Here is a 26,370-nt window from a genome sequence, read left to right as displayed (position 1 = left end):
CCGAATGGAATACACCACCTCGGACAGGCTGTTTTCCACCTGTTCCATGATATAATCCTCCGGGCAGGCCTTGGTGGTAACAAGCCCGAACCATTCCTCCTTATCCCATTCACAGATATCAAGGAACTGCCGGCAGGCTTCCCTGCCGGACTCTCCCTCGTTATCAATCACCTTGCATAAAAGCCTTTTCCCATACACCCTGACAGACTTCTTCAGCAGCTCCTCTTTATGCAGAAGCTCCTTCACACGATCCATGGCTGTCCTGATTTTATCAAAAGAAAACGGCTTCAGGATATAATCCACGGCCTCCACCTGAAGGGCGGCCTTGGCGTACTCAAATTCATCATAACCGGTCAGGAACACCACCTTCGTGGTACATCCGTCCGCATACATCTGCCTTGCCAGCTCAATTCCGTTCATTACCGGCATATGTATATCGGTAATCATCACATCCGGCTTCAGCCGCAGTACCTTATCATAGGCATCCCTTCCGCTTCTTGCCGTATATACCCTGTCAAAGCCCAGTTTCTCCCAGGCAATATAATCCCTCAGGGTTTCCAGCTCCAGTCTTTCATCATCCACAAGCAGCAGACTATACATTTTTTATCCCCCCGCACAAACGCAACTGACATTCATGGAAAACACTATGGCTTCCCGCTGCATTTATTATATTGAAAAAAGGGAGATTTAACAAGATGGAAACCCTCGGCAAACCTGTCTTACTGGTACATTGTGAGGTATTTCGCAGTATTTTCTACCATTGTGTTGTACAATATTCTGGCATCCTTAAGACCCAGCTCCATATTGGGGTCCATACAGAAGGCCTGGAACGCCAGCTCCAGATCCCGGCCCATGGCGGCCTCCACGGTCATTTCCTGAATACCGCATACCCTGCTTACAAGCGGGTATACGCTCTGCGGTACCGGCCCGGCAAATACAGGCCGGACAGAGTCCGCGCTGAAATGCGCATTTGTTTCCACAACGGCGCCCAGCGGCAGGTTGGGAATCTGGCCGCAGTTGGGTATGTTCACATTGGTCACCAAATCGCGCAGGCCCAGCAGGGAACGCATCTGCTGCACTCCTTCCTCACCGGTCTGATTGATCGTCATTTCCTCCTCGCCCTTGTAAAGCCGCTCGCTCCTGGCCAGACGGTTCTTCAGATCTTCCTTCCTCCAGGATACCGGGGTCAGCTTAAAGCCCCAGGAATGTGCGGTTTCTTCATCCTTCAGATACCAGGAACCGGGACAGAATTCCGCCAGATGCCTGTCGCCCGCCGCTGCAATCGCGCCGTATTTAAGGAACAGATCCAGCTTGACCTGCTCGCGGCTGTCAAAGAAACGGTTCAGCCAGTTTTCATCCGCCTTTTCCCCGAAGCCCTCATCCCTGTATTTCAATGCAAACTCCCGGTAGATGGGGAACAGATCCATATTCTTATACTGCGCTGCCGTAAGCCAGGTAAAATGATTGATTCCCACCACATTTACCCGGATATCCTCTCTCTGCGCCCCCTGGATGCCCTTGATATCCTCCAGCGCCAGGCCCAGAAGCTTCTGGGTTCCGAATACCTCATGGCAGCAGCCAAAGGCCTTGATTTTGGGAAATACGCGGTACAGCGTCTTCACGCATACCGTCATGGGATTGGTATAATTGATGACCCAGGCCTGCGGGCAGTATTCCCTGATGGCTGCGGCAAATTCTTCAAACATCGGTATCGTGCGCAGCGCCCTCATAAGGCCCCCCGGTCCCGTGGTATCCCCAACGGACTGGTAAATACCGAATTTTTCCGGGGCATGGACATCGCTTTCCATTTCGTCAAAGGTGCCCGGCATAATGGAAATCACTACGAAATCCGCCCCTGTCAGCGCCTCCTTCATAGTTTCCACCGCTTTATAATTCCACGCGGATCTGCATTCCTTCAAGTCCTTCATTTTGTTGCCGATGCATTCATTTCTGGCCGCAGCTTCCCTGTCGATATCATACAGGAATACACTGCCGCTCATATCCTGTGCAGCCGCCAGGTCGCTCATAAGCCCCCATGCCCAGCCGCGGGAGCCTCCCCCGATATAGGCGATTTTAATGTCCTCCGCTCCGTTGTCCGTATACCTCATAATACTCATCCTCCAAATATTTTCTCACTGTTCAGTAACTGCCCAACCGCTTCGCACTTACTGTCCGATAGCATTATACTAGCACGCAAGAAATAAGAATACAGCAAAATAAATGCTTATTTTATAAAAGATCCGTTCAGATATTGCTCTTTATTTTTTGGGGTTATATAATACGGATGTAAAAGTTTATCCGGCTTCCCCCATGCTTCGGCAATGCGGCTGACAGCCGGAAAAAAACGGAAAATCTGCATTCCAGTATGTTTTCCAGGAGGAAAAAAGGATGCTTCACACAGCCTTTGAGCCCTATGAAGAATTTCTGGTGGAATATATCCGGAAGCCGGAAAAAAGTGATATGAAGGTACAGCATTATCATGACACCTATGAGATTTACCTGCAGATATCCGGAGATCGGACCCTGATTCTGAACGATGTGCGCTATACCCTGAGGCCGGGGGATCTGTATATCCTCAAGCCCTTTGAGATTCATTATACGGAGAGCCGGGAATCCGACTCCTACGAGCGTTACATTATCAATCTTCCCGTTCCGGTACTGCATTCCCTGCTTACCGAAGGGGAAACACGCCTGCTGCTTCATAAACTGGATTCCTGTGTGCTGCATTTATCCGACGAACAGGCGGCCGTAGTGCTGGAACATTTTAAGAAAGCGGATGCCTGCCATAACAGAAGCGGTTTTCTTGCAGAAAAGCTGCTTTGCTCCGTCATCCTGCAGCTGCTGGTACTGCTGGGTGAGCTTTTGGAGGACGCAGGCGCTCAGGATACTCTGGACGGCAAAAGCATCCAGCCTGAAATCGTATCCGTTATCCATTATATCAACACCCATTATCAGGAAAACATTACCCTGGATGCCGCGGCCGGGCTGGTCCATATGAGCCGTTACCATTTCTGCCGCCTGTTTGGCAGCGCCACCGGGGCCACTTTCCTGGAATACTTATACAACGTCAGGCTTTCCAAGGTACACCAGCTGCTCCTGGACACCCGGCTGCCCCTCAGCCAGATTGCGGAAAAATGCGGTTTTACCTCCACAGCGCACCTTTCCCGGGTCTTCCGGGATGCCTACGGTGTCTCTCCCAGGGAATTCCGGAAGTCTGCGGCAGATAAGGAGCTGCCGGAGCAACAGTAGCGGCCAAAGCTTCCGATGCCGCCAAAGCAGCCTACGGTTCCGCCTGCTCCTGAAGAAAGCTGTAGAAATGCATGATATTCATATCGCAAGGCTCCTCCTTCCCATGGGTTCCAAGGAAGCCAAGCATCCGGTGACAGCCATGATCCGGGGCAAAGGCCAGCGCGGTACGGTGTCCCTTCCAGCAGTCCCTGATTCTGTCGTAAATGCCGCACCAGGTATCGATATTCTCATCAAGAGCCTGCAGCGCGCGTTTTCCTTCCGGCGTCCTGCGGTGCATATAGTAATCATAATCCCCGTTATACAGAACGATAAGATCGTAAGTATCCTCAGCAATCAGCCCCATCGCCTTTTCATTACATTCCTGTTTTGTGGGATAGATAAAATAATCCACCTGCCTTTCCAGAAAAATCAGGGAAATACTGTCCCCCTGCGTGGAAATAACCGCCACACGTTTCCCTGCCTCCGGCAGCCTGTCAAAAACAGTTTCCACCCCAAGCACCGGCTTCTCATATTTCATAATCCCATGCTGCGCCGGCTGCAGCCCGCTGTACATGGAAGCGAAGGCCACCGGCGTGACCGGCGGGACAACGGAACGCATGGGAAGCCTGAGCGCCGCCCGCTTTTCCAGCTGTGCAAAATGCGCCCTGTATTTTTCATAAATCCACATCGCCACCGCATCCGGATGGTACATAAAGACACGATCGCAGCCCCCTGCGCCATAGAGCTTTTCCGCCTGTGCAAGCACCCGCCTGTCAGGCTCCACCATTTCCGCCCCCTTTTTTTCACCCAGCAGGGCTAAAACCGTTGCCGCCGTCTGTGTAATGCAGATTTCATTCAATCCGGCCATTATCCTGTCCTCCCGCTTAATAATTCTTACGAAACCGCAAGCAAAGATCCTATAGTGGACAGCAGGGAGCTGACCACCACAATAACCTGGAACGGTATGGTCCCCAGCCTTCCGCAGATAAGACTGCTCCCTTCATGTTTTCTGGAACGGTTATAAGCAATGATAATACCGATTCCCGTCAGCACCTGCACCACACCGGCCAGCCTGGTAAAGCCCACAAAGCTCTCCACGCCGATAAGCGCGATAACAAGACAGGGAAGGGAAGCGGCCAGCCAGCTTTTTTTCACACCCCAGCCGGTCTGCTCATTTACGATATCACGCAGGTTCAGTGTATTGGCCCAGAAAGATGTGGCAAGAGCCAGCAGGGAGAAAATATATCCGATAATACTCACCCAGCCGCCCAGATGAAGGGACAGATCCACCAGCGCGCCGTTTTCCGTCACCCCGCTGCCCGCCCCCAGAAGCGTCATAAAGGTAATCAGCAGAATCAGCCCCACATTGATTCCCGTACCTGCCGCAATGGAACCCATAATCTGATTCCTGTCCCCATTCAGCCCCTTTACCACCTGCGGCACGGACATCACCGCGGAAAGAGAGAAGGATACCATGCTGTAAAGCGCCAGCAGATTGGAAGCAGAAACAAAACTGGCCGGCAGAGGGCTGACATCGGAAATCAAAGTTGCGATAAACAGAATACCAATAACCCCCACCATGGAGAATACCGCGATTTTTTCACAGATTCCCACCAGCTTCATACCAATATAAACCACGCTCGCCGCAAGCACATAGAAAAGCAGCATCCCCGCCGCGGACGGCAGGCCGAACCAGGCCTCAAAGACAGCCGAAGCCCCGGCAATAAACCCGCTCACGTTCACCACCACGGAAAAGCCCAGCAGCCCGAAGGCAAACCAGGTCGCCGCCTTTTTCATCCTGCCCACAAAAAGCTCCTTCTCAAAGCACTTAATAAACTGTGCCCCGCCATTATTGTAGGACAGCTCCGCTATCATAAAATGCATCACCAGGTTAATCCCATACACCAAAAGGATAATCCAGAGAATATCATACCAACGGTTTCTGGACGCAAGAAAGGGCACCGACAAAATACCGGATCCCACTCCATGCCCCACAATAATGCTTGTTGCCTCAAAAAAAGTGAGCTTCGATTCACTCCTGATTTCCTTCATAACCACTATCCCTCCATTAACCGCCCGCTTATCCTGCGCTCAATACCACCGAACCGCAGGGAGCTCGTTGTTTACACCCTTAGAGGCCAGCACCTGATGGATATCAATGATTCCATTATGGAAGGTTGCCGCGCAGGAGGACAGATAAAGCTCCCACATACGCAGGAATTTTTCATCAAACATCTGCTCCGCCTCTTCCATGTGCTCCCTGAAGTTATGCTCCCAGCAAAGCAGCGTCCGGTTATAATGAGGGCGCAGGTTCTCCACATCCAGGACATGGAAATTATCATCCGCCATGCAGGAAATCATTTCCCGCAGGCTGGGAACCACACCGCCCGGGAAAATATACTTCTTTATCCAGGGATCTCCGGGATGCTCCTTCAGGGCGCTGATAAAATGAAGCAGGAACAGGCCGCCGTCCTTCAGCGCCTTTTCCACACAGTCTACGAACAGATGGTAATTCTCACGCCCAACGTGCTCCACCATACCTACGCTGACCACACGGTCGAATTTCTGCCCCATGGCGGGCAGATCCCGGTAATCCATCAGCTCAGCCGTCAGATAATCCTGTAACCCTTCCTTTTCTATCCGCTCCCGGAACTCCCTGTGCTGCTCCTTGCTTAAGGTAATTCCGGTTCCCTTAATATGGTATTTTTTTGCGGCCTCAATCAACAGGAAACCCCAGCCGCAGCCGATATCCAGAAGCGTCATGCCTTCCTTCAGGTACAGCTTCTGCAGAATGTAATCCACCTTATTTACCTGCGCCTGGTACAGGGTGTCGTTCTCACTGCGGAAATAAGCGCAGGAATAGCTCAGTGTTTCATCCAGCCACAGCTTGTAGAAATCATTACCCAGATCATAATGGCTGGTGACCTCCTTCTCCTGATTCTTCTTGGAGGTAGAGGTATGGATAAGCTTCTTCAGCGCATGCTGATCCGCTGAGAATTTTCCCATCTGACCAAGGAAATGATCCAGCGCCTGGTAAAGATCTCCTTCTATCTCAAGCTCGCCATCCATATAGGCCTCCCCCAGCGCCAGCGACGTACTCGTCATCAGCCGGGAAACAGGGATGGGATTCCTGAAAATAACGGTGAAGGACGGCTCTCCCTCACCAATATTGTATTCATGCCCCTGGAACCGCACCAGGAAAGGGTAGTCTGTAAACTTTTCCAGAAATTGTATCATTGCTTTTTCTTCCATCACTTCAAGCATATTATTCCTCCTAACTTGTTTGTTTGCAGAAAGGACGTTTCCTGTCTGCCGCGCTCTTTTAATAGTATTACACATTATCTGGAAATATTTTCAAACTTTCCTGCTTTTCCTTACTGGCAGATTATCAGGCCCTCCACTGTTTTCTCCATATCTATTACAAAAAGGATTTCCTTTTCATGCCTGCAGATTTCCTTTCCCGCCCAGATACCCGAATCGCCCATATCCGCAGGGCTTTCCACCGTTTCAGCGGTTCCGGCAGGCAGGATATAAGGATCTCCCGTAAAAAGGATGCCCAGCTGGTATTTGCCGCAGGACACCGCCAGCAGCAGGCTGTCTTCCCCGGGATCCTCCTCACTGTGCAGCTTTATCACCGGAATAATATTCCCCTTGTAGCTGCATACGCCGGCGTAATACTCCGGCATACAGGGGATGCGGGACAGCTGTATCTGACAGCACAGTTCAGTGACATACGCCGTCTCAATCGCATAGCTTTTATTTTTCCCCGGAATGCAGAGCAGTTCTCTGCTGCTGTAAGCTTCCATATGCATCCTCCTTTTCATACAGGCCTATCAGGATCTCTGTATCAATCGCCGCACAGACCGAGCCGTTTCCCATGATGCTGCAGCCGCTGATTCCCGTCCGTTTGCGGAAGCCCAGACCAAACAGAGGCGGCAGCTGTTTCACCACGATCCGTTTCTGCTCATACATATAGTCTACCATGATACAGCCTTCCTTTTCATTCCCTTTAACGTAGACAACAATGGGATGCTCCGGCTCCTCCGCCTGCAGATGATAAAAGCGGTTCAAATTGATGAGCGGCACCATCCTGTCCTCATACAGAATATAATCTTTCCCATTAATATTCTCCACGTTGTCCCTGTTTTTCTCCAGATCCAGGAAACGGTATACGTGCCTGGCCGGAACGGAAAATCGGCAGTCCCCCACCCTGAAGCGGATGCATTCCATAGTGGCCAGGGACAGAGGCACCACAATGGTAAAGGTAGTGCCTTTCCCCTTCTCACTGTGGATATACAGGTTGCCTCCCACATCCTCCAGCACATTTTTGACCACGTCCAGGCCCACGCCTCTTCCGGAATATTCCGTCACCTGCTCATTGGTGGTAAATCCGGGACTTAAAATCAGTTCCTGGATTTCCTGCAGATCATATTCCTCCTCCGGCCTGGTAAAAAGCCCTCTTTCCCTGGCTCTCTCCCTTATTTTCACTTCATCAAGGCCAGTCCCGTCATCGCTCAGCGACAGCCGCAGCTCTCCTGCCGTGCTTTCTGCAGAAAAAATAATTTTCCCTTTTCTGCTCTTTCCTGCGGCCTCTCTTTCCTCCGGCGTCTCAATCCCGTGATCCACCGCATTCCTGATAATGTGCAATAAAGCCTCGGATACATATTCCACCACGCTTTTATCCGCTTCCAGATCCCCGCATTCCAGAATGAGATCCGCTTCCTTGTTCTGATCCCTGCAGATATCCCGCAGTATACGGCGCAGCTTTGGCACTATCTTGTTGATGGAAACCAGACGCATTTCCATCACGTTCCGTTCCATTTCACTGATCAGCCGGCTGATCTGGTGGGCGCTGCCTTCCTTGATTTCCTCCAGCCCCAGGCTCTCCAGCTCATTTTCCAGCATGAGCATATGAAGCATCAGCTCCCCGGAAATAGACTGCAGCCTGTCCAACCTGTCAGAACGCACATTGAAAAATTCTGTCTCCCTGCCTTCCGCCTGTCCGTTTTTCCCATTCAGCCCGTTCTTTGTGAGTTTTCCGTTTTCCCCTAAAGGAGCACTTTCTTTCCCGGATCCGTCCATACCCCCAGCGGCTTCGTTTGCCGCAGGCTTCGGCCCTTCTTCTGCAAGAATCATGCAGTCCGCCACAAAAAGTCCCCTTCTCAGGCTTTCCAGCACTTCCGCCTTGCGCTCTGTTTCAAAACGGATAAAAACACCGTTTTCACTGATATAGCCACAGCTTTCCCCGGATTTTTCCAGTTCGCCGGGCCATGTCTCCACCACAGAGCACATGCCGCTTATCTGGCGTACCAGCATAAAGGCCCTGATATTTTCCATCCGGCAGCCGTTTTCAAACAGAATACGCACAATGGTGCCGCCTTTTCCGGCCATAGTATCCGGTATTACGGGAATTTCCTTCCTGATATCCCCTGCGGCCTCCTGCGCTTTGCCTGCCTGCGGATTCTCTTCCGGGTTCTCTTCCTGATTCCCGCCAGCAACGGCCCCCTCCCCTTCCGGATTGTTCATTTTTCTCAGATACGCCTCTGTCCGTTCCTCTATCACAGCCGTACTGCGGGGCCTGTAGTCTTCATTTTCCATGTCCCCCAGCTCAGTTTCTATATAATCGGAGGCTGCAAACAGCAGGTCAAAAAGCTCCGGCTCCGGTTTTTCAATTTTGCCGAAATTTTCCCTGTAATATGCAAAAAGATCCTCCAGCTTATGGGCCATGGAGGATAATTCCTGCAGACCCATCATAGCGGAAGAGCTTTTAATTGTATGCATAATCCGGAAAATACTGTGAATATCTTCCCCGGAAAATGCATTCTTTTTTTCCGTATCTAATAAAACCGCACTTAACTGCCCGGTCAGCTGCCTGGTTTCAAGCAGGTACACCTCCAGCATATCCTCGGCATCCGCATCAAAATATCCCATACCATTTCCCGCCTATTATTCCTTCTCATACCAAATGCTGCAGTTCTTGCCGGAACGCTTGCCCCGGTAAAGCGCCTTATCCGCACAGTTTATGCTTTCTTCTATTCCTTCCGACTCCTGATATATATGCATCCCTAAAGTAAGAGTGCAGCTGAATTCCACATTTTCATGGAAAATGGGAAACATCTCAACCTCAGTGCGGATTTTCTCACTGATTTGGAAAGCTTCCTCCTCCGTTACGTCAAACAGGATGATCAGGAATTCTTCCCCGCCCCAGCGGACCACCTTATGCTGGCGGCAGTTTCCCTCCAGAATGTTCGCAATACATACCAGAGCCAGATCCCCGGCATCATGGCCATAGGTATCGTTTATTTTCTTGAAATCATCTATATCGGCAAGGATCAGGACATTCTTTTTCTCCTGCTTTTCATGTCCGCGGATATCGTCCGCCAGGTCTCCCACCACGTAACGGCGGTTATACAGCCCGGTAAGGCCGTCACGGAATGCCATATAGTTCAGTTTTTCCATATTGGTGCGCAGCTCCTGGTTCTGGCGGTTCAGCTCATCCTTCTGATATTTAATCATCAGGTGGGCATTTACCCTGGACTGCAGCTCCCCTCTTACAAACGGCTTCTTAATATAATCACAGGCTCCCATGGAAAAGCCCTTCACCACATCCTCATCCTTATCCTTGGAAGTAAGGAATATAATAACCGCGTCATTTTTATCCGCCTTTTTCAGCTTGTCAAACAGACTGTAGCCATCCGCATCCGGCAGCACTACATCTAGCAATATCAAATCCGGCTGGTAATTTTCCACCATATCAACCGCTTCCTGCCCATTATGGGCTTCGCAGATAAAAATGGGCGTATCCTTCAATGCCGCCTTGATTTGTTCACAGATAAGAAGACTGTCGTCCACAATCAGCACTATCTGTTTCTTTTGAGTTTCCATCACTCATCCTCCATATGTCATTTACAATACTACCGTCTCGTGTCTTACCGTCCGTACTTCCATTTTGCCGTCCCCGGCATAAAAGCTTACCGTCCTGCCGTAATTCTTTCCGGTATCCTCTGCAATCAGCCTGATACCCTCTTCAGCCAGCGTCTTTTTCACTGATGCCACATTCTGCGCCCCGATTTCCCATTCCGGCCTTCCTGTCTCAAACATTTTGGCCCCGCCGGCAATTTTCGCAGTTAACCGCTTTTTCTCTGCGCCCAGCCGCTCCATTTCCTGAATCAGCCTCCTCACTCCTTCGTCCCCGAATTTATACGGGTTTTCCCTGTTTACGGCTACCGCCTTTTCCGGCAGAATAACATGGACCATGCCCGCAATTTTCCGGCTTTTATCATACAGGCACACGCCCACGCAGGAACCCAGGGCATAGGATATCAGGACCTGCTGCTCCACAGCAGTCTTGCCTTCCGCAATTCCCACGACAATTTTTTCCATGGCATCACTCCCTGAGACTGCGGAGCATCATATCCAGGGAATCAGGCTCCGGAATAAACAGAATCCGGCCCAGAAAAGATTCGCCGCCTAAATGAAACAGATTATCTATCATCAGTATATCGTCGCTTACCCTGAGGAACCGGGACAGGGGAACACTTAAAATGGCCCCGCCCATATCAATGCACACATCCGGCACGGATACTTCCAGCTTCAAATCCATAACTGACGCAAGCGCATTGATATAGGAGCCGCACATAATATTTCCCAGCTCACAGATTAGCGAACGTTCCATTTCTCCGGGATTGAGGAACTCACGCTCCTCTTCTCCCAATATTTTGTTAAGGACCATCATGGTAAAGGTTTCACTGAGAAGGAAGAGGAACATGCCTTCCATTTCCCCGCCCACTCCTACCATTATTCCTGTCTGCAGCTCATCGGCGCTGTCCAGCAGAGAGCAGACTTCCTGATATTTTAAAATTTTCAGATCAGGCACGGCGATATCCACCGGGTGCATCAGCATCTGCGAAAGAGCAGTAACTGCATTCCCTGTCCCGATATTCCCTATCTCCTTCAATATATCCCTGGATATCTCATCCAGATCCGCAAACTGGCGCATGCCCCTACCTTCCTTTTCTCCGGTTATTCACTGTAACTACAGCTCAAACTGCTCCACCATCTCCTTCAAAACCAGCGCCTGTGCGGAAAGCTCTTCACTTGCCGCAGCGCTTTCCTCCGACGTGGCTGAATTTCCCTGGACAATCTCGGAAATCAGCTCAATGCTCTTGCGTACCTGGGCAATTGCATCAGCCTGCTGTACACAGACCCCTGAAATCTTATCCACCATACTGTTAACCTGCCGTGCGCCGTCCACGGATTCCTTCATCGTTTCAGCTGTTGAAGCTGCTGCGGTCATCCCTGTGTCCACCGCCTTCGCATTCTTCTCTATCAGCTCCGCCGTCAGCTTGGAGGCAGCCGTCGTCTGGGATGCCAGCCTGCGGATTTCACCCGCCACCACGGAAAATCCTTTTCCCGCCTCTCCTGCCCTGGCAGCCTCTACGGATGCATTCAGCGCCAGAATATTGGTCTGGAAAGCGATATCCTCTATTTCCTTTACGATTTTGTTGATCTCTCTGGAATTCTTCTTCACATGCTCAACGGCCTCCATCAGGCCCTGCATCTGCTCATCACTCTCCGTCAGGCTCTTCCCCACGTTATCGGCCAGCCGGCTGGACTGCACCGCATTATCCGCATTATCCCTGACGCTGTCCGCGATTTCATTGATGCTTACCGCCAGCTCCTCCACCGAACTGGCCTGTTCGGCCGCTCCCCGGGCCAGCGCCTGCGCTCCGTTGGATACCTGCTCCGCTCCGCCGGATACAAGCTCGGCACTGCTCCCAATCTGCTGCAGGGAGTCCCGCAGAAGCCCGGTTATCTTCTCCATCGCATTCCCCAGCGCGATAAAATCTCCTTTAAAAACCACTTCCGGTTTGTAATTGAGCTTTCCCTCACCCAGGGCCGTCAGCCCTTTTTCCACCTCGGATACATACTGGTTCAAGGCCTCTGCCGTACTTCTGATATCATCAGCCAGCTGTCCCAGCTCATTTTCCGACGTATATGTAAGCTCCGTTTTCAACTGCCCGTTTGCGATCGCGTTGGCAGCCCGTTTTACCTCATCCACAGGATGGACAATGCTTCTGGTAATTGCAACACACAAAACAATGGTAAAAAGGATAATAACCACTGCCAGGGAAATAATCAGCACCACCACTTTAAAATTCATGCTCTGCCCCTCGGCCAGCTGTTCTGCCGCATCCACGACACTGAGATCCACAACCTGTTCCAGCAGGGTTTTTACCTTATTAAACTGTACTGAATACTGATTCACATAAATGTCCAAAGCCTGATCTTTCAGTCCCGCCTTCAGCTTTTCCAGCATGTTCGTTCTGACGGCAGTCAGAGCGGCATATTCACGGCTCAGTTCCGCAACCTTATCCGCACCGCTTACATAACCGGTAGAAAGCTGATCCAGCTCCTGGCTCGATTGTGCAATTCCCGTCTCAATGTTTTTCAGATACTCCTGCTCATCCACCACGCCATCCGTTGTGAGCACCAGTGTAATATTCTTTCCCACAGACTGCAGGCCGGCAATCATGGCAAGGGAACTCTGTACATTTGCAAACGACTCATTGTACATCTGCTTTGTTCTCTTTGACATGCTTTCTATATTGCCGATGGAAATAATCACAGTAATAATATACAGGAATATAATAATCGCAAATGCATAAATCAGCTTGCGGCCTATTTTCATATTTTCAAAGCGTCTCTTCATTATAGCCTTCCTCTTACCGCGGCTTTACCGGCCGCTGTGCCTTCCGTCAGTTTTTTCCCTTATCATGCCGTATCAGGACGATAATGTATATTCCACCACTTTCATAAATTCATCCGCTTTAAAGGGCTTTACAATAAAATCCGATGCACCGAGCATCAGTGCATTTGTGATCATCTGCTCCTGCCCCATCGCAGAGCACATTATTACCTTAGCCGCCGGATCCTTCTTTCGGATTTCCTCCAGCACCTCCAGCCCGGACATCCCCGGCATGGTAATATCCAGGAGCACAAGATCAGGCTTTTCACGGCTGAACAGCTCCAGGGCTTCCTCACCGCTGCAGGCTTCTTCAATATCCTGGTATCCGCTTCCCTCCAGGTTCTTCCTGATTACCCTTCTCATAAAAAGAGCGTCATCCACTACCAAAATTTTTTTCCCCATATAAACTCCTTTATTTATCCGCCGGCTGTTCCTTCCTGTATACTGCAGGATAAACGGATTCCAGCACCGTTTCCCCCGCAGTAAGCAGCTCGGCATGTCCTATCATGAGATAGCCTCCGGGATTCAGCGCATCCTCCAGCATCCTGACCAGCCGCATTCTTGCATCCCTGTCAAAATATATCATCACATTCCGGCAGAGAATCAAATCAAACCTCTCTGTTGACGGGCGCGGTTCCAGCAGATTCCTTTTTTCAAAGCGTATTCTGTATCTCAGTTCTTCGTTTACCTGAAAGGTTCTGTCATCAACCTGCGCACAGTATTTTTTCTGCCATTCCAGTGGAAGCTTTTCCAGTTCCTTGGCCGGATATTGGCCCTTCTGCGCTTTATCCAGGGCATCCCCTGAAATATCCGTCGCCAGGAGCCGTATATTTCCCATGTATTTATTTGGCCGGCGGCATTCCTCCAGCACCATGGCCAGGGTATAGCATTCTTCTCCGGTGGAGCAGCCGGCGCTCCAGATATCCAGTCCACCATACTGCCTGCGTTCCATAAGCTTCGGCAGGATCCGTTCCTGCAGCAGCCTGAAATGATCCGGCTCCCTGTAAAAATAAGTATAATTTGTCGTCAGGCAGTTGACCATTTCCGCGGCCATATCTCCTGTCCTGTCCTGATGGAGCATATCCAGGTATTTCCCAAAGGAATTTAGTCCCCTTTTTTCCAAAAGCTTTGTCATACGGCATTCTATCAGAACCTTCTTTTTATCCAGGTTGATACCGTATGCCTCACGCATGTAATTCACAATATCAGAGAATTCCTCTTCCCTCAGCCTAATCACTCTTCTTCTCCCATACCCCGTTTACGGTTCCCGCCATTACGGGCTCCAGCTCCTCCCGGGAAAGACCTTCTTCCCCAACCGCCGCCGCGGCAATTCCATAGACCCCTCCGCCGTCGTCCCTGACAAGAATACCGCAGAGCGCCTCCTGTTTACAGTCAAAGCGATAATAGATCACCAGTTTTCCGTTATATACCGCAATTCCCAGAATTTCCTCCGAAGCATCCGGGACACGCCATATTTCCGGCTTCATCAGGATAGCTTCGACCCGCTCCTTCTCTATACAGAGCATCTTTTTCCCGGCCTGTGCCGTTATGTATTCCATAGTTCCCCCGCCGTTCCTTTATTCATTCCTATTGGCTTATATATGTTTAGTTCCTTTTCACAGATTCTTCTATTGTTCTCCTGACAGGCAGGCCGGATCCAGGATGTATGCGGGAATCCTTCTTCCCTCTTGCGTTTCGGTTACTGCAACGGCAATTAAATACCGGTTCCTCTCATTCAGAACCGGTTCCGTTAATTCTAAAATCTGTTCATCATTGATTTCCCTGAGATCTATTATGTCATCAGCCGGCAGCAACAGCTTCTCTTCCGACGCTTCCTTATGCAGCAGGATGCGGTACCTGCGCTTGCCGTTTCCGCCCAAAGCCCCTGCCAGTATGTTACATTCCGCCGCCTCCGCCTCCTCTTCCGGCTTTTCTGCATCCATCACCCGGTCCAGACAGCAGACCGGCAGCAAAAAAAAGAGACCATCCGAAACGAATAAAAGATAACTGTTATCCACATCGTCCATTTTATTTCCTTTCCGCCCTGGACTGTCAAAGCCGTCTGCAAACCGGACTGCGGAGAATCCAAAATTTCCGTCAGCCGTTCCTGTTTTTTTGATACTATTCTAATAATACTTTATCGGAGTTAAAAACTCAAGCACTGCATGAAATTAAGTGTGAAATTATATGAACAAATTGTATTACAAATCCAATAGATACGTGATAGAATATACTATAAAAAAGGACGGTATCCATGCCGTCCGGAACAGGGGGTTTTATCTATGCAATTTCAGTATTTATATGAAACAACAGGCCTTACCGGCGTGGTTCTGTCCGTGGTATGGTACATTCTCATCCTCGCCGCAGGCTGGAAAATGTACGAAAAGGCAAACGAGCCGGGCTGGAAGTCAATCATTCCCATCTATAATACTTATACCTGTTATAAGTTTACCTGGGATACGAAAATCTTCTGGATTTACATCCTCTGCACCGCTCTTGGCGAGGTTCTGCCCTCCCTGCTGGGTTCTCTCGTTTCCCTGGCAGCCACGGTGCTGATGATTGTCCAGCTGTACAAGCTTTCAAAAGCCTTCGGCCACGGCGTGGGCTTCACCGTCGGGCTTTTCTTCCTCAGGCCTATTTTCCTTCTGATACTTGGGTTTGGGGGATCGGTTTATCTGGGAAAGCAGGACTGATGGCTGAACCGTTGTAATGATTGACGTTAAGAAAGGGAAAGGACGGCCGCGGAATGCGGGAGGTCTTTCCCTTTTGTGTTGTTTCTATGTAAAAATAAGCTGCTTTATCCAGGCGCTTCCACTTCTTCCCTCTAATCTGACAGTTCCTTTTTCCATGTCCGCCGCAGGGATTCCCAGAGACACCTCCGCATCTTCAGTTCCCGGTTCCAGACTCACAAGAACTTCCTTTCCCGTTTCCGTAATCACTGCAAGCTCTGTTTTTTCTTCCGCTCTGTAAGAAATCTGCAGATGGATTTCTTTTCCCGCTGTCTCTGCAGTACAAAAGCTGTAGCATACAAACTCTCCCGCTTTTAAAACAAGCGCCAGGCGCTCCCATCCACAGTCAAAGGCAAACGCCTTCTCCCCAGCCGGATAAAGCTCCCTGATTTCCATATCGGTATCACTGCGATAAATTCCGTAAGGATTTCCGCTCCCAAACCAGGAAGCGCCTTTACCCGGGCACGCGTCAAAATCAACAGCCTGTATGGTAAAAGGCGGTTTTCTGAAGACATGTCTTGTTACCTCGGGATGCAATTCACAATTTTCAATACAAATATTTTCCAGATATTGATTCAGGATTTGTCTGGCTTCTTCATATCCAGGATGGGGACCTTTATCCAGATACCGGAGAATCTTCTGATATCCCTCAGGCTCTCTGATAGAACAAGGCGAATTGGTACAGTCCATCTTTTTCCACGGCCACAGATTATAACCGATTCCCAGGGCTGAGGCAAGAGGATAAAGAGCTGCATACCAGGCATTGGAGTTTTCTCCTGTCTCCCCCATCCAAAGCGGCACATCAAGCTCCTCCGCAGCACTTATAAAACGCTCCAGGCAGGCTCTGTCGGGCATTTCCGCATACCTGTGAAAATGGAGAACCATGTTGTCATCATACTTTTTATGGAATATACGCACATCCGTCGCCCAGTGCGCCCCTTCCAGGGAAATCAGGTGATTGTTATCCACCTCCCTGACAGCGGCAATCACTTCCTCGTAGAAAAGCTCCAGCTCTGGAATCAGATAATCAAAATCACCGTTTCCTGCTTCCGGAGGTATGATAGGCTCATTGAGTAGATCATAACCTCCCACCACAGCCCTTTCGGAATAACGCTGCGCCAGTTTTTTCCACAGGGCACACGCTTTTACCCGACAATCTCTGTCAATGAATAATCTGGGCACGTTATCCACAGAGTCATCAATATTGGACCCTGTTTGTCCACCGGGTGCCCCATGCAAATCCAGGAAAGCGTAGATTCCTGCTTCCTCGCACCAGGAAAGACAATCATCCAACAGTTTAAAGCCCTCTTCCTTCCATAAAATCCCCGGCCCATCTTCCATAAACAGCCGATAGCTAAACGGAATCCTCACGGAATTATAGCCCAGTTCCGCCATAGCCAGTATGTCTTCCCTGCGGATATAGTTCTCTCTGTACTTTTTCCAGAATAATGGAGCATAATCCTTTCCGGTCAATTCCTCCACACACTTTTCAATCCGTGAGGGACGGTCAAATCTCTCCCCATAAGCTTTCCACATATAGCCTTCCTGCAGCAGCCAGTTCCCAAGTCCCCAGCCCGACAGTAAAATTTCTTTTCCACTGCCGTCCACAATTTTCTTCCCATCTGCATGAAGATATGCACATAAATTGTTTTGTTTTTTCATCCCTTAACCGCTCCTATCGTTATTCCCTGCACCAGATATTTCTGCAAAAACGGATAAACAATCAGAACAGGCAAAATACCCATCACTGCAATTGCCATCTTAATTCCTGTAGAAGGCAGCTGGCTGGTATCAATATTCATACCCTGACTTGCGCTGCTCATGAGGAACTGCGTATCCAAGAGCATCCTGTTTAAAAGCACCTGAATGCTGTAAAGTGTGTCCTTATTAATATAGTACAGGCCGTTCAGCCAGTCATTCCAGTAACCCAGCCCCACAAGCAGCGCCAATGTGGATATGATGGGTTTAGACATGGGAACTACAATACGTACCAGAATCCCTCCCTCCCCGGAACCGTCTATTCTGGCGGCATCAATTACTTCTTCCGGAATATTACTGGTCAGATAGGTTCTCATCATGATAACATTAAAGGCTCCCATCAGCAAATTCGGTACAATCAGGGCCCACAGCGTATTTTTAATATGAAAGTTCTGCGTCCACATGATATAGGAAGGGACAAGACCGCCATTAAACAGCATGGTAAAAAACAGGAAAAAGGCGATCATATTTTTACCCGGCAAATCCTTCCTGGACAGCGGATAGGCAAATAATGTGGTAAATACAAGATTAACCGTTGTCCCGATAAGCGTTACCAATGCGGATATTCCATAACCTCTCAACAGCTGAGTGGAATCTACCAATATGTATTTATATGCTGAAAAGTCCAGTTTGGAGGGAAGAAAAGAATAGCCATTTACTATCAGGGCATGTTCTTCATTTAAAGATGAAGAAAACAGCAAAAGCAGTGGCAGCATGCAGAAAACGACAAGTATAATCATGACTGCATTTGCCATTATTTGAAATGTCTTGTTTCTTTCAACCATGATTTTCCTCCTAAAAAAGCGCGCTTTCTTCATTTTGTTTCCTTACCAGCCAGTTTGCCGCAATTACCAGGATAAATCCCACCATCGACTGATAAAGCCCTGCCGCCGCCGACATACCTATATTATTAGTCTCCATCAGGCCTCTGTACACGTAAGTGTCAATAGTATTGGTAACATCTATAAGAGGTCCGCTGTTCATCGGCACCTGATAAAACAGGCCGAAATCAGAATAGAAAATCTTGGATACCGACATCAGTGTCAATATACAGATGGTAGGCGCCAGCGACGGAAGTGTGATATAACGAATTCTCTGCCAGCGCCCTGCGCCGTCTACCACTGCCGCTTCATAATAAGAAGAATCAATTCCCATCAATGTAGCATAGTAGAGAACACAGTTGTAACCAATGTTTTTCCAAAGGTTCACCAGAACCAATATAAGCGGCCACCAGGTCGGATTTGAATACCAGGAAAGCTTCTGTTTACCCAGGCTCTCAAGCGCATGATTGACAAATCCATACTCTGTACTCAGAAAGCCATAGACAATGTAACTGACCACCACAATGGATACCAGAAAAGGAAGAAGTATCAGTGTCTGATAGGTTTTTCTTGCACGCACCGCTTTGATTTCCGAAAGCAAAATGGCTACCGTAATTGCTGCCGCAGTTCCAACTATAATAAATACCAGATTATAGCAGATTGTATTTCTTGTAATGACCCATGCATCCTTTGTTTTAAACAGAAAAATAAAATTTTTAAGGCCGTTCCATTCACTTCCGAAAATACCCTTTTGATAGTTATACTTCTTAAATGCAACCACCGTCCCTGCCATAGGAAGGTAATTGTTTATAATAAGATATATGCTTCCCGGCAGCAGCATCAGATACAGGGGAAGGTATCTCATCCATCTTCCGCGGCTCATTTTATGATTTTTCACCGGATTCTCCTCCTGTTCTTCCGGCTATGGAAAAGGGTGCGGATCCGCACCCTTTTCCTCCGGACTGTTAATATCAGACGATTACTGCTGTGCAGCCCAGGCATCAAGCTGTGCCTGTTTTTCAGCAATAATTGCATCTACTCCTGCATCTTTCAGTTCCTTAACCATCTTCGGGATTGCCTCCTCAGGATTCAGGGAACCGCAGTCCAACGCATTCTTATATTTAGCCGTTACATTATTGCAGGCTGTAATTTCGTTAAGAACATTGGAATTATCCCAGACAAAGCCAAAGGCTTTGCTCAGCTTCGCACTGTTGTTAAATTCTTCCGTCTGCTTCCAGATATCCGCACCATCTGCTTCCCATGGAATGGATATCAGTTCATTAGGCCATACCCAAGCCACGCTGCTGTAGGATGTATTGGAAGCGTCTACACCATCAGGATAAGTCAGGACTCCTTTTTCGCTGTCAATCAGATAGTTTTCGCCTTCAATTCCGTTAATTAAAATATTACTCAGCTCCGGATTGCTGTAGATTTCATTCAGTACCTGCATAGCTCTTTCCGGTTTTTCGCTGTTATGCGCAATATACCAGGTATTCATTCCTGAACCGGAAGTTCTATAGGTTTCCACCAGCTCTACCACCGTAATATCTTTACCTACTTTTCTGCTCCATTCCGCTTCAATACCCGGTTTGGTATTACAGAAATAACTGAAACCCTTTCCTGCTGCCATCAGCTCGTAGGCATTCTGTGTATTGGTGGCAGCATCAGGCATAATATATCCCTTCTGTGCCCAATCATACCTGCGCTGCATAATTTCCTTATAGGTATCGCTTTCATACCAGTCTACAACCTTTAATTCGGAATCATCAAGACAGTTTTCCAGCCACCCGAAATCACCGCCAAGGTCATCCCTGCTCACATTGTAATAACCCATACCGCCATTATCAGATACCAGAGGATAGCAGTCAGGATATTTTTCCTTTACTGCGGCAAACAGCCCTTCCAGATCCTTTTCCGTATGAATTGCAGAAAGGTCATAACCTGTTTCCTCCAGCATATCGGTTCTCATAGCCAGGCCGAAGCCCTCTGCCTTGTCTTTATTGTTAGGCACGCCAAAAATCTGGCCTCCAATGCTCACGCATTCCCAGTCTGTCTGGGGAACTGCATTGAGGATGTCTTTTCCATACTCCGGAAGAAGCTCATCCAAAGGTAAAATCTGTCCCGTATTTGCTGCTGTAATCGTTGAAAATGCAAAATTGGGGAACAGATCCAACTTTTCACCGGAAGAAAGCATCAGGTTCACTTCCTCTGCAAAGCTTCCATAGCTCAGACGAACCAGTTCAATCTTCGTATTATACTTTGCCATAGTGATTTCCGATGCCGCCTGGGCTACCTTATCACAGCTTTCCGATGTAGCATCGCCCACACATACTATTTTACAGACATATTCTTCCTGTGCGGATATTTCCTGTGTTCCTGTTTCCTGCAGCGAATCTTCCGTACCGCTCTGCACGGCATTCGTTGCAGAACCCGTCTCCTGTCCTGTCTGTGCTTTTTCTTTGCTGCTTCCTCCGCAGCCCAGTAACGTTGTGGTTACTACAGCTGCCGTAAGCAGACATGCCAACCATTTTCTTTTCATTTGGTGCCCTCCCTTGTCTTTTGATGTTTTCAATATACCATGTAAGACAGAACGCTTCCGCCGGATTCGTAACCTCATGTTGTCATAATTATTACCATTTTTACTGTCCCGGCTCAGGATTGTCAGAAAAGTGACTTTTAACTGTTATAAATATTCCCATATACATTTCATTATCTTTTTCTCTCATCCGTAGGGCTGACTCCAAAAAATTTTCTATATACCTGAGAAAAATGGGAAAAGTTACTGTAGCCTACCTTTAAGGCAACAATGCTCACGGGAAGCTGGGAGTTTAGAAGAAGGGCACGTGCCATTTTCATCTTTTCCTGAACAATAAACTCCTTCAGTGAAATTCCTTCCACTTTTTTAAACAGCCTGGACACATAATTGGGATTCATAAACACTGCAACAGCAATGTCCTCCCGCCTGATATCACTGTCCAGATGATGATAAATATATTCTTTAATAGCGTCTACCTGACCGACGGCCCTTCCCGCATCCACCTCTTCGCCGGAAAAATAGGATGTTACCGTTTTCAAAAAAAGCTGCATATCCTGCAATGTCTCATAGGCATGAAGCGCAGTCTGTCTCTGCTCCTCCTCCGTGAAAATATCCTCCCAGGCCGTATCTGTCCTTTCCTCAGCCAGACAGATTACCCGGTAAAAGTCACTGTAAAACTTCTGCAGGTTGCCGGCATTCAGACAATCCGCATCAGATAATTCCTGCAGATACCTCATTGCATCCTCATACACTTGCTTCCCCATGCCCTGTAAAAGAAGCTTTTCCCATGTTCTGAAATCAGGCTGTCTTATCTGAGGCTCGACCCTATCTTCCCCATTCTCCGCCCTGTAAACTCCGCTTCTCCGTGCAACATTATCCTCTTTCAGCTGTCTGATAACCGCCAGTTCACACGGCATATCCTCAAACATCACCATATTTCCCACATATAAAGCCATATCACAGCTGAAAAACTGCCCGGCAGCCGAAAAGAACTTTCTCAATATCTCCCACATTTTCGTACTTTCAGGCTGTTTCTGCACTGTCCCATAAAGAATAAAAATATATTCCTCCTGATTCAGGCTTCCGATATGAGCCTTCTGCTCCCATTCCTGAAGCAGTTCCTCCAGTATATTGGCACAGGAATTGCGGAAAAGCTCCCTGTCCCATGCTGCATTATTCCATTTTAAAACCTGACACAATAGCAGCCGCGCCGGACTGGTATTGCAAACAGGCTTTCCCATTTTCTGCATATCCTCCAACAGCTTCCGGCAGCAGCCCCCATTTTCAGGTTCCTGATACCATTCCCCGATGAGTTGATCGGTTATTCTGTCCCGTTCTTCAAAAAGTGTCTTTCCATAGGAATAATATTTTTTCTGATCTCTTTTTTCCTTTATCCTCTGCTTTACACGCAGAATCGCATTCTCTATATCCTCATATCTGGCGGGCTGAAGGATATAATCAAAGCTGCCCAATTGCATGGCCGTTCTGGCATACACAAAATCCGCGTGTGCCGTAAGGAAAATACATTCTGTTTCCATCCCCTGATCCAGTGTCCACTTCAGAAGAGAAAGTCCGTTTTCTCCGGGCATCTCAATATCACACAGCATAATGTCAACCTGATTAAGAAGAAGAATTCCCTTAGCCTCCGCCGCACTGTACGCCTTCCAGACAGTTTCAATCCCCAGCCCGTCCCAGTCAACCTCCGAGAGTATTCCGTCAACTACATGTATTTGATCATCAATCACCAGTACTGTCATATTTATTTCCTCCTACAGATCTACTACAGGTTGTCTTGCCTCTTCATAGGGCACAAAAATATCCACACAGGCACCGTTCATATTGCTGTATATAAAGCTGCACGGCTTTTGATAAAGCAGGGAAAAACGCTGTTCCACATTATTGATTCCCATATGCTCACCGGGCATCCGTTTTTCCGGATCATTTAAAATTTCCATAACTTCCGGAGGGAAACCGCTCCCATTGTCCATGATTGTCAAATTAACAAATTGTTCCTCACCATCCAGAAAAAGTCTGGCTTTCACCAGAATCTGCATAGGTTCCTCACTGCTTTTTTCGTATTTAAAAGAATTTTCTATAAATGTGAGCAGGGACATGGGCGGGATTTCAAACTGCAGAAGATCAGGGCTGACATCTTCCTCATATTCCGGTGGTTTCGCACTGCTCATCTGCTGCAGCTTGATGTAAGATCGCACGCTGTCCAACTCTTTTCCCAGTGGTACGATAATATCATGATCCTTCAGAACCGCTCTCAGGTATTCTGACAGAGTAAGAATCATTTCCTGCATCTGTGTATACTTACGGGCCGCAGTCATGGCATACAGGTTTTTCATGCAGTTCAGAAAAAAATGAGGCCGTATCTGAATTTGATAATACTGAAGCTCGGTCTTCTGTACCTGAATCAGCCTTACATAAGCCAATATTTTTAATTCCCTGATTCTGTCCATCATGGCATTGAAGGTAGACTCCATTTTTTTATATTCCTTTACCTGGTTTCTGACCGAGAGCCGTGATTCCAGACCACCGTCCCTGATTTCTTCCATAGTTTCCACCATCTGCTCAAGCGGCTGCAGGAAATCCCGCTTCAGAGTCCGGTAACACCACAGCAGAAGCACTACAAAAAACACAGATAAAAGCAGCATAATGAGCGGCATGGATTCCATACTCCAGATTCCACGGTATGGCTCCACAAGCATCAGATAACAATTGAGTATTTCCGAATAGCTCATTACTACAAATTGGTTTCTCCCATGGCCGCTTAAATAAGAGGTTTCCTCTTCCTCAATCCGGATCTGCAAATCCTTCATCTTATCCCGGTAAGAAAGAATCATTCCATTTTCCTCAAAAACAAGATAGCTCTTTTCCGTTCCTTTTTCTTCTATGGAGGATACATTATCCACATCAATAATACAGCTGGTATAAACCCCTCCCAATCCCATAATTTTAAGGAAGTAATATTTGTCCCCGATTTGCTGCACCCTCCAATCTGTAATTGCCTCGTCCCCCTTTTCAGTTACAAGCTGGTTCAGATACTTCTTAATATTATCCTTTTCATCAAAGCTGATGTTCTTACGGAAAGGGCCATTGGTTATGTTGCTTTTGGGACTGATAATGCAGAAGGCCGATATGCTGTCTATCGTTTTCATAACCGACTCAAATTTTTCCTGGAGCTGCTGCACCTGAAGATAGCTGTCCACGTAGCTGAGAGGATACCTCAAGGCATTATAGGAGCCATCATTGGCGATCATATCGGACATAAAATACTCCACATGTTTCAAATCCTCTTCCAAAAAGGATTCATACATAGTAAGGCGGGTCTGGTTATTCTCGGTTAACCGCTGCCTGTATATGGTATTGCTGTAGATATTCAATCCTATCAGGAAAAAGAAAAAAGGAATCAAAAAAAGCATGGATATCTTGAGAAGAGTTGTTTTGGCTGTATTGGGCCTGGTCATGGTTCTGCCTGCTTTCCTGTATATTTATATCTTTGGGGGCCTATTAAGATTATAACGTAAGAATCCTTTAACGGATTTTCCAGATTATTGTAACACAAATATGTAGTAATGTTGTAAGAAAAGAATATTTGCAAAAAATCACATGGTGTAATTTTAAGATTTATTTTTTAATCAAAAAAGGAATCGGCGTTAACCAATCCCTTTCTGTATTATCTGGTATTTTTTAATGTCTGCAAATTTATCTCTGCTTAAACCTCTTCCTGGTAATCCTTAAGAACTTCCTTAATCTCTGTTAGAAGCATCGTATGTATCTGCATGCTTCCGTATTTCAATAACGGATCAAATAACCAGGCTGTGATGAATTATCCACAGTAAGCCAGCCGGTTACCTGTGTTATACACCATGCCTTCTGCGGTACTCCATAAACAGCTTCCAGTCCTCCCGTCCAAGGTAGTGGGTGCCTGGTCTTAAATGATAGCCTACACTGCCCTCATGAAATGCATCTCCTGTTTCCGGCAGGCTATCGCATACAAGCCCCTTCTCCCCAAGCAGTTCATACACAGGCGTCACCGCCGCGCAGGACAGGAACTCAGAGCGTGGATCCGCCCACTGATCATCCACGGCGCTTGCCGCATAAAGCTTTCTGGGCACAACCAGCGCCGCCAGGAAATGCTGGTCAAAAGGAAGCTTTGTCTCCCCGCCGGCATATTTCTTCAGATTGCCGCAGAACCAATAGGGGAAATTCCTGCACAGATCCGCCACATTCTCCCCTTCCTTTCCCCGGAAAAGAGAAATGCCGCCCGCACCGGAATCATTGGAAATCACCATGGAAAAACGGTCATCCATGGCGCCGCACAGCAGCGCGGCTTTTCCTAGCCTGGAATGGCCTGCTACAGCAATACGCTTACCGTCAATTTCCTCCAAATCCACCAGGTAATCCATAATGCGGCTGGCGCTCCATGCCCATACCGCAAGCTTTCCCCAGCCGTCAAATGCATTGCCGGGGAACAGGACGCCGGGGCCGTTCGTATAGCCGTCTCCCTGATCCGGAGCAATATCCTGATAAGAAACCCTGGCTACCGCATAGCCGCTGTCGGTAATCTCCTCCATCAGTTCATCAGAGGATAAAGGCAGGAAGGTCAGATATACAAATACCGGCGGCTTCTGCACATTTTTCGGCAGTACAAGCTGAAACGGATAGGAAGTATAGCGGCTATTGGTATGGATCCGCACCTCCACTGTCCGTAGTACGGCTTTTCCTCCAAACGCATTTTTATCCTCCTTTACCGTCTCCCACTCGGTTTCCCATCCCGTACGCGGCATCCTCCCGTAGCATTCCTCCTGAAGGATTTCACGGATTTCTTCCCGGCGCTTTCCCCAAAGCTCCGGTGTGTTCACCGCCGTGCTGTCCGCAAGTCTTAAGACCTCCGGCAGCGCACGTTTTTCAAGTTCCATTTTTATTGCTTCTTTCCCCATTTTTTTGCAGCCTCCCACTGTTTGCAGCCTTTTTTATTACTTATTTTTATTGAAACATGTTCCGAACAGGAATGCGGGCTATAATTTATATAACTCTGAATGCAGTACTTCTGTTACCTTGATTTTCTTTTTCTCACAGAAAGACAGAATGCTGCAGCATTCCTGATTATCCGATGCCAGTTTTTCCAGGGAACTGTCCCAGGGCGTTTTCAGGTATATTCCCTTGTTTCCGCCGGCCGGACCAACGGCATGAATGACCTTTTCCGCTTCCTTCAGCTGCCGGAGCAGCTCTTTTTCTTCAATTTTTTTCTGAAGCGCTTTCATCCGGATGTAATCGTTATCCAGACATTCCACGCCGTCCACGCCCACCGGAAGCATCTCTCCTTCTATTCTCACGTTCACATATGTTCTCCACGGCTGGCCTTCGCGTTGGTATTCATGCATATTTGATTCACCCACCGCATCCCTGGTAAATTTGGGATTATAGCTTGTCAGATCTGTGAGAAGCTTCACTTTCATCTTATGTCCCCCTTTCTGTTCCGGTTTCCGCGGTTTTTAAACCGTTAACGCAGAAGCCGATGCCCCAAAATATGAGATACTT

The 26,370-nt window shown here is 48.2% G+C and carries 25 protein-coding genes; 2 read left to right on the top strand and 23 right to left on the bottom strand.

Annotation, left to right across the window (positions count from 1 at the left end; genetic code table 11):
- A partial coding sequence (locus HMPREF1548_RS29790) for a response regulator (RefSeq protein ID WP_021634181.1) occupies positions 1 to 600 on the bottom strand: 600 nt, incomplete at its 3' end.
- Between the two features lie 119 nt (positions 601 to 719).
- Positions 720 to 2,108 (bottom strand): family 4 glycosyl hydrolase, encoded by a 1,389-nt coding sequence (locus tag HMPREF1548_RS02705; RefSeq protein ID WP_025487743.1) that lies wholly within the window; start codon positions 2,106 to 2,108, stop codon positions 720 to 722.
- Between the two features lie 280 nt (positions 2,109 to 2,388).
- Between HMPREF1548_RS02705 and HMPREF1548_RS02700 the strand changes: the two genes are divergently transcribed.
- Positions 2,389 to 3,249, top strand: a complete 861-nt coding sequence (locus HMPREF1548_RS02700) for an AraC family transcriptional regulator (protein ID WP_025487744.1) — start codon at positions 2,389 to 2,391, stop codon at positions 3,247 to 3,249.
- 31 nt (positions 3,250 to 3,280) lie between these two features.
- On the opposite strand, the gene HMPREF1548_RS02695 is transcribed toward HMPREF1548_RS02700, so the two are convergent.
- The 13 genes from HMPREF1548_RS02695 to HMPREF1548_RS02635 form a co-directional block, all read right to left on the bottom strand.
- Positions 3,281 to 4,096, bottom strand: coding sequence for an alkaline phosphatase family protein (locus tag HMPREF1548_RS02695; RefSeq protein WP_021634176.1), 816 nt, complete (start codon positions 4,094 to 4,096; stop codon positions 3,281 to 3,283).
- 26 nt (positions 4,097 to 4,122) lie between these two features.
- Entirely contained in the window at positions 4,123 to 5,280 is a 1,158-nt protein-coding gene (locus HMPREF1548_RS02690) for an aromatic amino acid transport family protein (RefSeq protein WP_021634175.1), read from the bottom strand.
- 39 nt (positions 5,281 to 5,319) lie between these two features.
- A complete protein-coding gene (locus HMPREF1548_RS02685; protein ID WP_025487747.1) occupies positions 5,320 to 6,492 on the bottom strand; it encodes a class I SAM-dependent methyltransferase in 1,173 nt (390 codons plus the stop codon).
- A gap of 110 nt (positions 6,493 to 6,602) precedes the next feature.
- Positions 6,603 to 7,034, bottom strand: a complete 432-nt coding sequence (locus HMPREF1548_RS02680; RefSeq protein WP_025487748.1) for a chemotaxis protein CheW — start codon at positions 7,032 to 7,034, stop codon at positions 6,603 to 6,605.
- Positions 6,985 to 9,159, bottom strand: a complete 2,175-nt coding sequence (locus HMPREF1548_RS02675; protein WP_021634172.1) for a chemotaxis protein CheA — start codon at positions 9,157 to 9,159, stop codon at positions 6,985 to 6,987. Before HMPREF1548_RS02675 ends, HMPREF1548_RS02680 begins: the two co-directional genes overlap by 50 nt.
- Positions 9,160 to 9,174: 15 nt before the next feature.
- On the bottom strand, positions 9,175 to 10,113 hold the full coding sequence (locus HMPREF1548_RS02670) for a GGDEF domain-containing response regulator (RefSeq protein ID WP_021634171.1): 939 nt from the start codon (positions 10,111 to 10,113) through the stop codon (positions 9,175 to 9,177).
- Between the two features lie 21 nt (positions 10,114 to 10,134).
- The gene (locus HMPREF1548_RS02665) at positions 10,135 to 10,611 is read right to left on the bottom strand and encodes a chemotaxis protein CheD (protein ID WP_021634170.1); all 477 of its coding nucleotides are present in this window, start codon (positions 10,609 to 10,611) and stop codon (positions 10,135 to 10,137) included.
- Between the two features lie 4 nt (positions 10,612 to 10,615).
- Positions 10,616 to 11,227, bottom strand: coding sequence for a chemotaxis protein CheC (locus HMPREF1548_RS02660; RefSeq protein ID WP_021634169.1), 612 nt, complete (start codon positions 11,225 to 11,227; stop codon positions 10,616 to 10,618).
- A 36-nt stretch (positions 11,228 to 11,263) separates the two neighbouring features.
- The gene (locus HMPREF1548_RS02655) at positions 11,264 to 12,940 is read right to left on the bottom strand and encodes a methyl-accepting chemotaxis protein (protein WP_021634168.1); all 1,677 of its coding nucleotides are present in this window, start codon (positions 12,938 to 12,940) and stop codon (positions 11,264 to 11,266) included.
- Positions 12,941 to 13,012: 72 nt separating this feature from the next.
- Positions 13,013 to 13,378 (bottom strand): response regulator, encoded by a 366-nt coding sequence (locus tag HMPREF1548_RS02650; RefSeq protein WP_021634167.1) that lies wholly within the window; start codon positions 13,376 to 13,378, stop codon positions 13,013 to 13,015.
- A gap of 10 nt (positions 13,379 to 13,388) precedes the next feature.
- Positions 13,389 to 14,213, bottom strand: a complete 825-nt coding sequence (locus HMPREF1548_RS02645) for a CheR family methyltransferase (RefSeq protein WP_021634166.1) — start codon at positions 14,211 to 14,213, stop codon at positions 13,389 to 13,391.
- A complete protein-coding gene (locus HMPREF1548_RS02640) occupies positions 14,206 to 14,535 on the bottom strand; it encodes a CheW domain-containing protein (protein WP_021634165.1) in 330 nt (109 codons plus the stop codon). The genes HMPREF1548_RS02645 and HMPREF1548_RS02640 overlap by 8 nt, the downstream gene beginning before the upstream one ends.
- Positions 14,536 to 14,604: 69 nt before the next feature.
- Entirely contained in the window at positions 14,605 to 15,003 is a 399-nt protein-coding gene (locus HMPREF1548_RS02635) for a hypothetical protein (protein WP_021634164.1), read from the bottom strand.
- Positions 15,004 to 15,258: 255 nt separating this feature from the next.
- Between HMPREF1548_RS02635 and HMPREF1548_RS02630 the strand changes: the two genes are divergently transcribed.
- Positions 15,259 to 15,669: a DUF5684 domain-containing protein gene (locus HMPREF1548_RS02630; RefSeq protein ID WP_021634163.1), complete on the top strand. Its 411-nt coding sequence runs from the start codon at positions 15,259 to 15,261 to the stop codon at positions 15,667 to 15,669.
- A gap of 84 nt (positions 15,670 to 15,753) precedes the next feature.
- Here the strand turns inward: HMPREF1548_RS02630 and HMPREF1548_RS02625 are convergent, their stop codons facing one another.
- The 8 genes from HMPREF1548_RS02625 to HMPREF1548_RS02590 all read right to left on the bottom strand — a co-directional run bounded on the left by HMPREF1548_RS02625 (position 15,754) and on the right by HMPREF1548_RS02590 (position 26,288).
- On the bottom strand, positions 15,754 to 17,367 hold the full coding sequence (locus HMPREF1548_RS02625) for a glycoside hydrolase family 5 protein (protein WP_021634162.1): 1,614 nt from the start codon (positions 17,365 to 17,367) through the stop codon (positions 15,754 to 15,756).
- On the bottom strand, positions 17,364 to 18,248 hold the full coding sequence (locus HMPREF1548_RS02620) for a carbohydrate ABC transporter permease (RefSeq protein ID WP_025487749.1): 885 nt from the start codon (positions 18,246 to 18,248) through the stop codon (positions 17,364 to 17,366). Before HMPREF1548_RS02620 ends, HMPREF1548_RS02625 begins: the two co-directional genes overlap by 4 nt.
- Before the next feature lie 10 nt (positions 18,249 to 18,258).
- Positions 18,259 to 19,182, bottom strand: a complete 924-nt coding sequence (locus HMPREF1548_RS02615) for an ABC transporter permease (protein WP_330415801.1) — start codon at positions 19,180 to 19,182, stop codon at positions 18,259 to 18,261.
- 81 nt (positions 19,183 to 19,263) lie between these two features.
- Entirely contained in the window at positions 19,264 to 20,823 is a 1,560-nt protein-coding gene (locus HMPREF1548_RS02610; RefSeq protein ID WP_025487751.1) for an ABC transporter substrate-binding protein, read from the bottom strand.
- Between the two features lie 170 nt (positions 20,824 to 20,993).
- A complete protein-coding gene (locus HMPREF1548_RS02605) occupies positions 20,994 to 22,577 on the bottom strand; it encodes a response regulator transcription factor (RefSeq protein WP_021634158.1) in 1,584 nt (527 codons plus the stop codon).
- 12 nt (positions 22,578 to 22,589) lie between these two features.
- Entirely contained in the window at positions 22,590 to 24,293 is a 1,704-nt protein-coding gene (locus tag HMPREF1548_RS02600; protein ID WP_021634157.1) for a sensor histidine kinase, read from the bottom strand.
- 393 nt (positions 24,294 to 24,686) lie between these two features.
- Positions 24,687 to 25,769, bottom strand: coding sequence for an alpha/beta hydrolase family protein (locus tag HMPREF1548_RS02595; protein ID WP_021634156.1), 1,083 nt, complete (start codon positions 25,767 to 25,769; stop codon positions 24,687 to 24,689).
- Between the two features lie 78 nt (positions 25,770 to 25,847).
- Positions 25,848 to 26,288 carry a hypothetical protein gene (locus HMPREF1548_RS02590; RefSeq protein ID WP_021634155.1) on the bottom strand — a complete coding sequence of 147 codons (441 nt, stop codon included), beginning with the start codon at positions 26,286 to 26,288 and terminating at the stop codon, positions 25,848 to 25,850.
- Positions 26,289 to 26,370: the final 82 nt, after the last annotated feature.

Origin of the sequence: Clostridium sp. KLE 1755, from assembly GCF_000466465.2 — a bacterium.
Classification (GTDB): domain Bacteria; phylum Bacillota; class Clostridia; order Lachnospirales; family Lachnospiraceae; genus Eisenbergiella; species Eisenbergiella porci.
The sequence above is the reverse complement of the archived record's forward strand: the minus strand, read 5'-3'. Positions and strand labels throughout refer to the sequence as shown.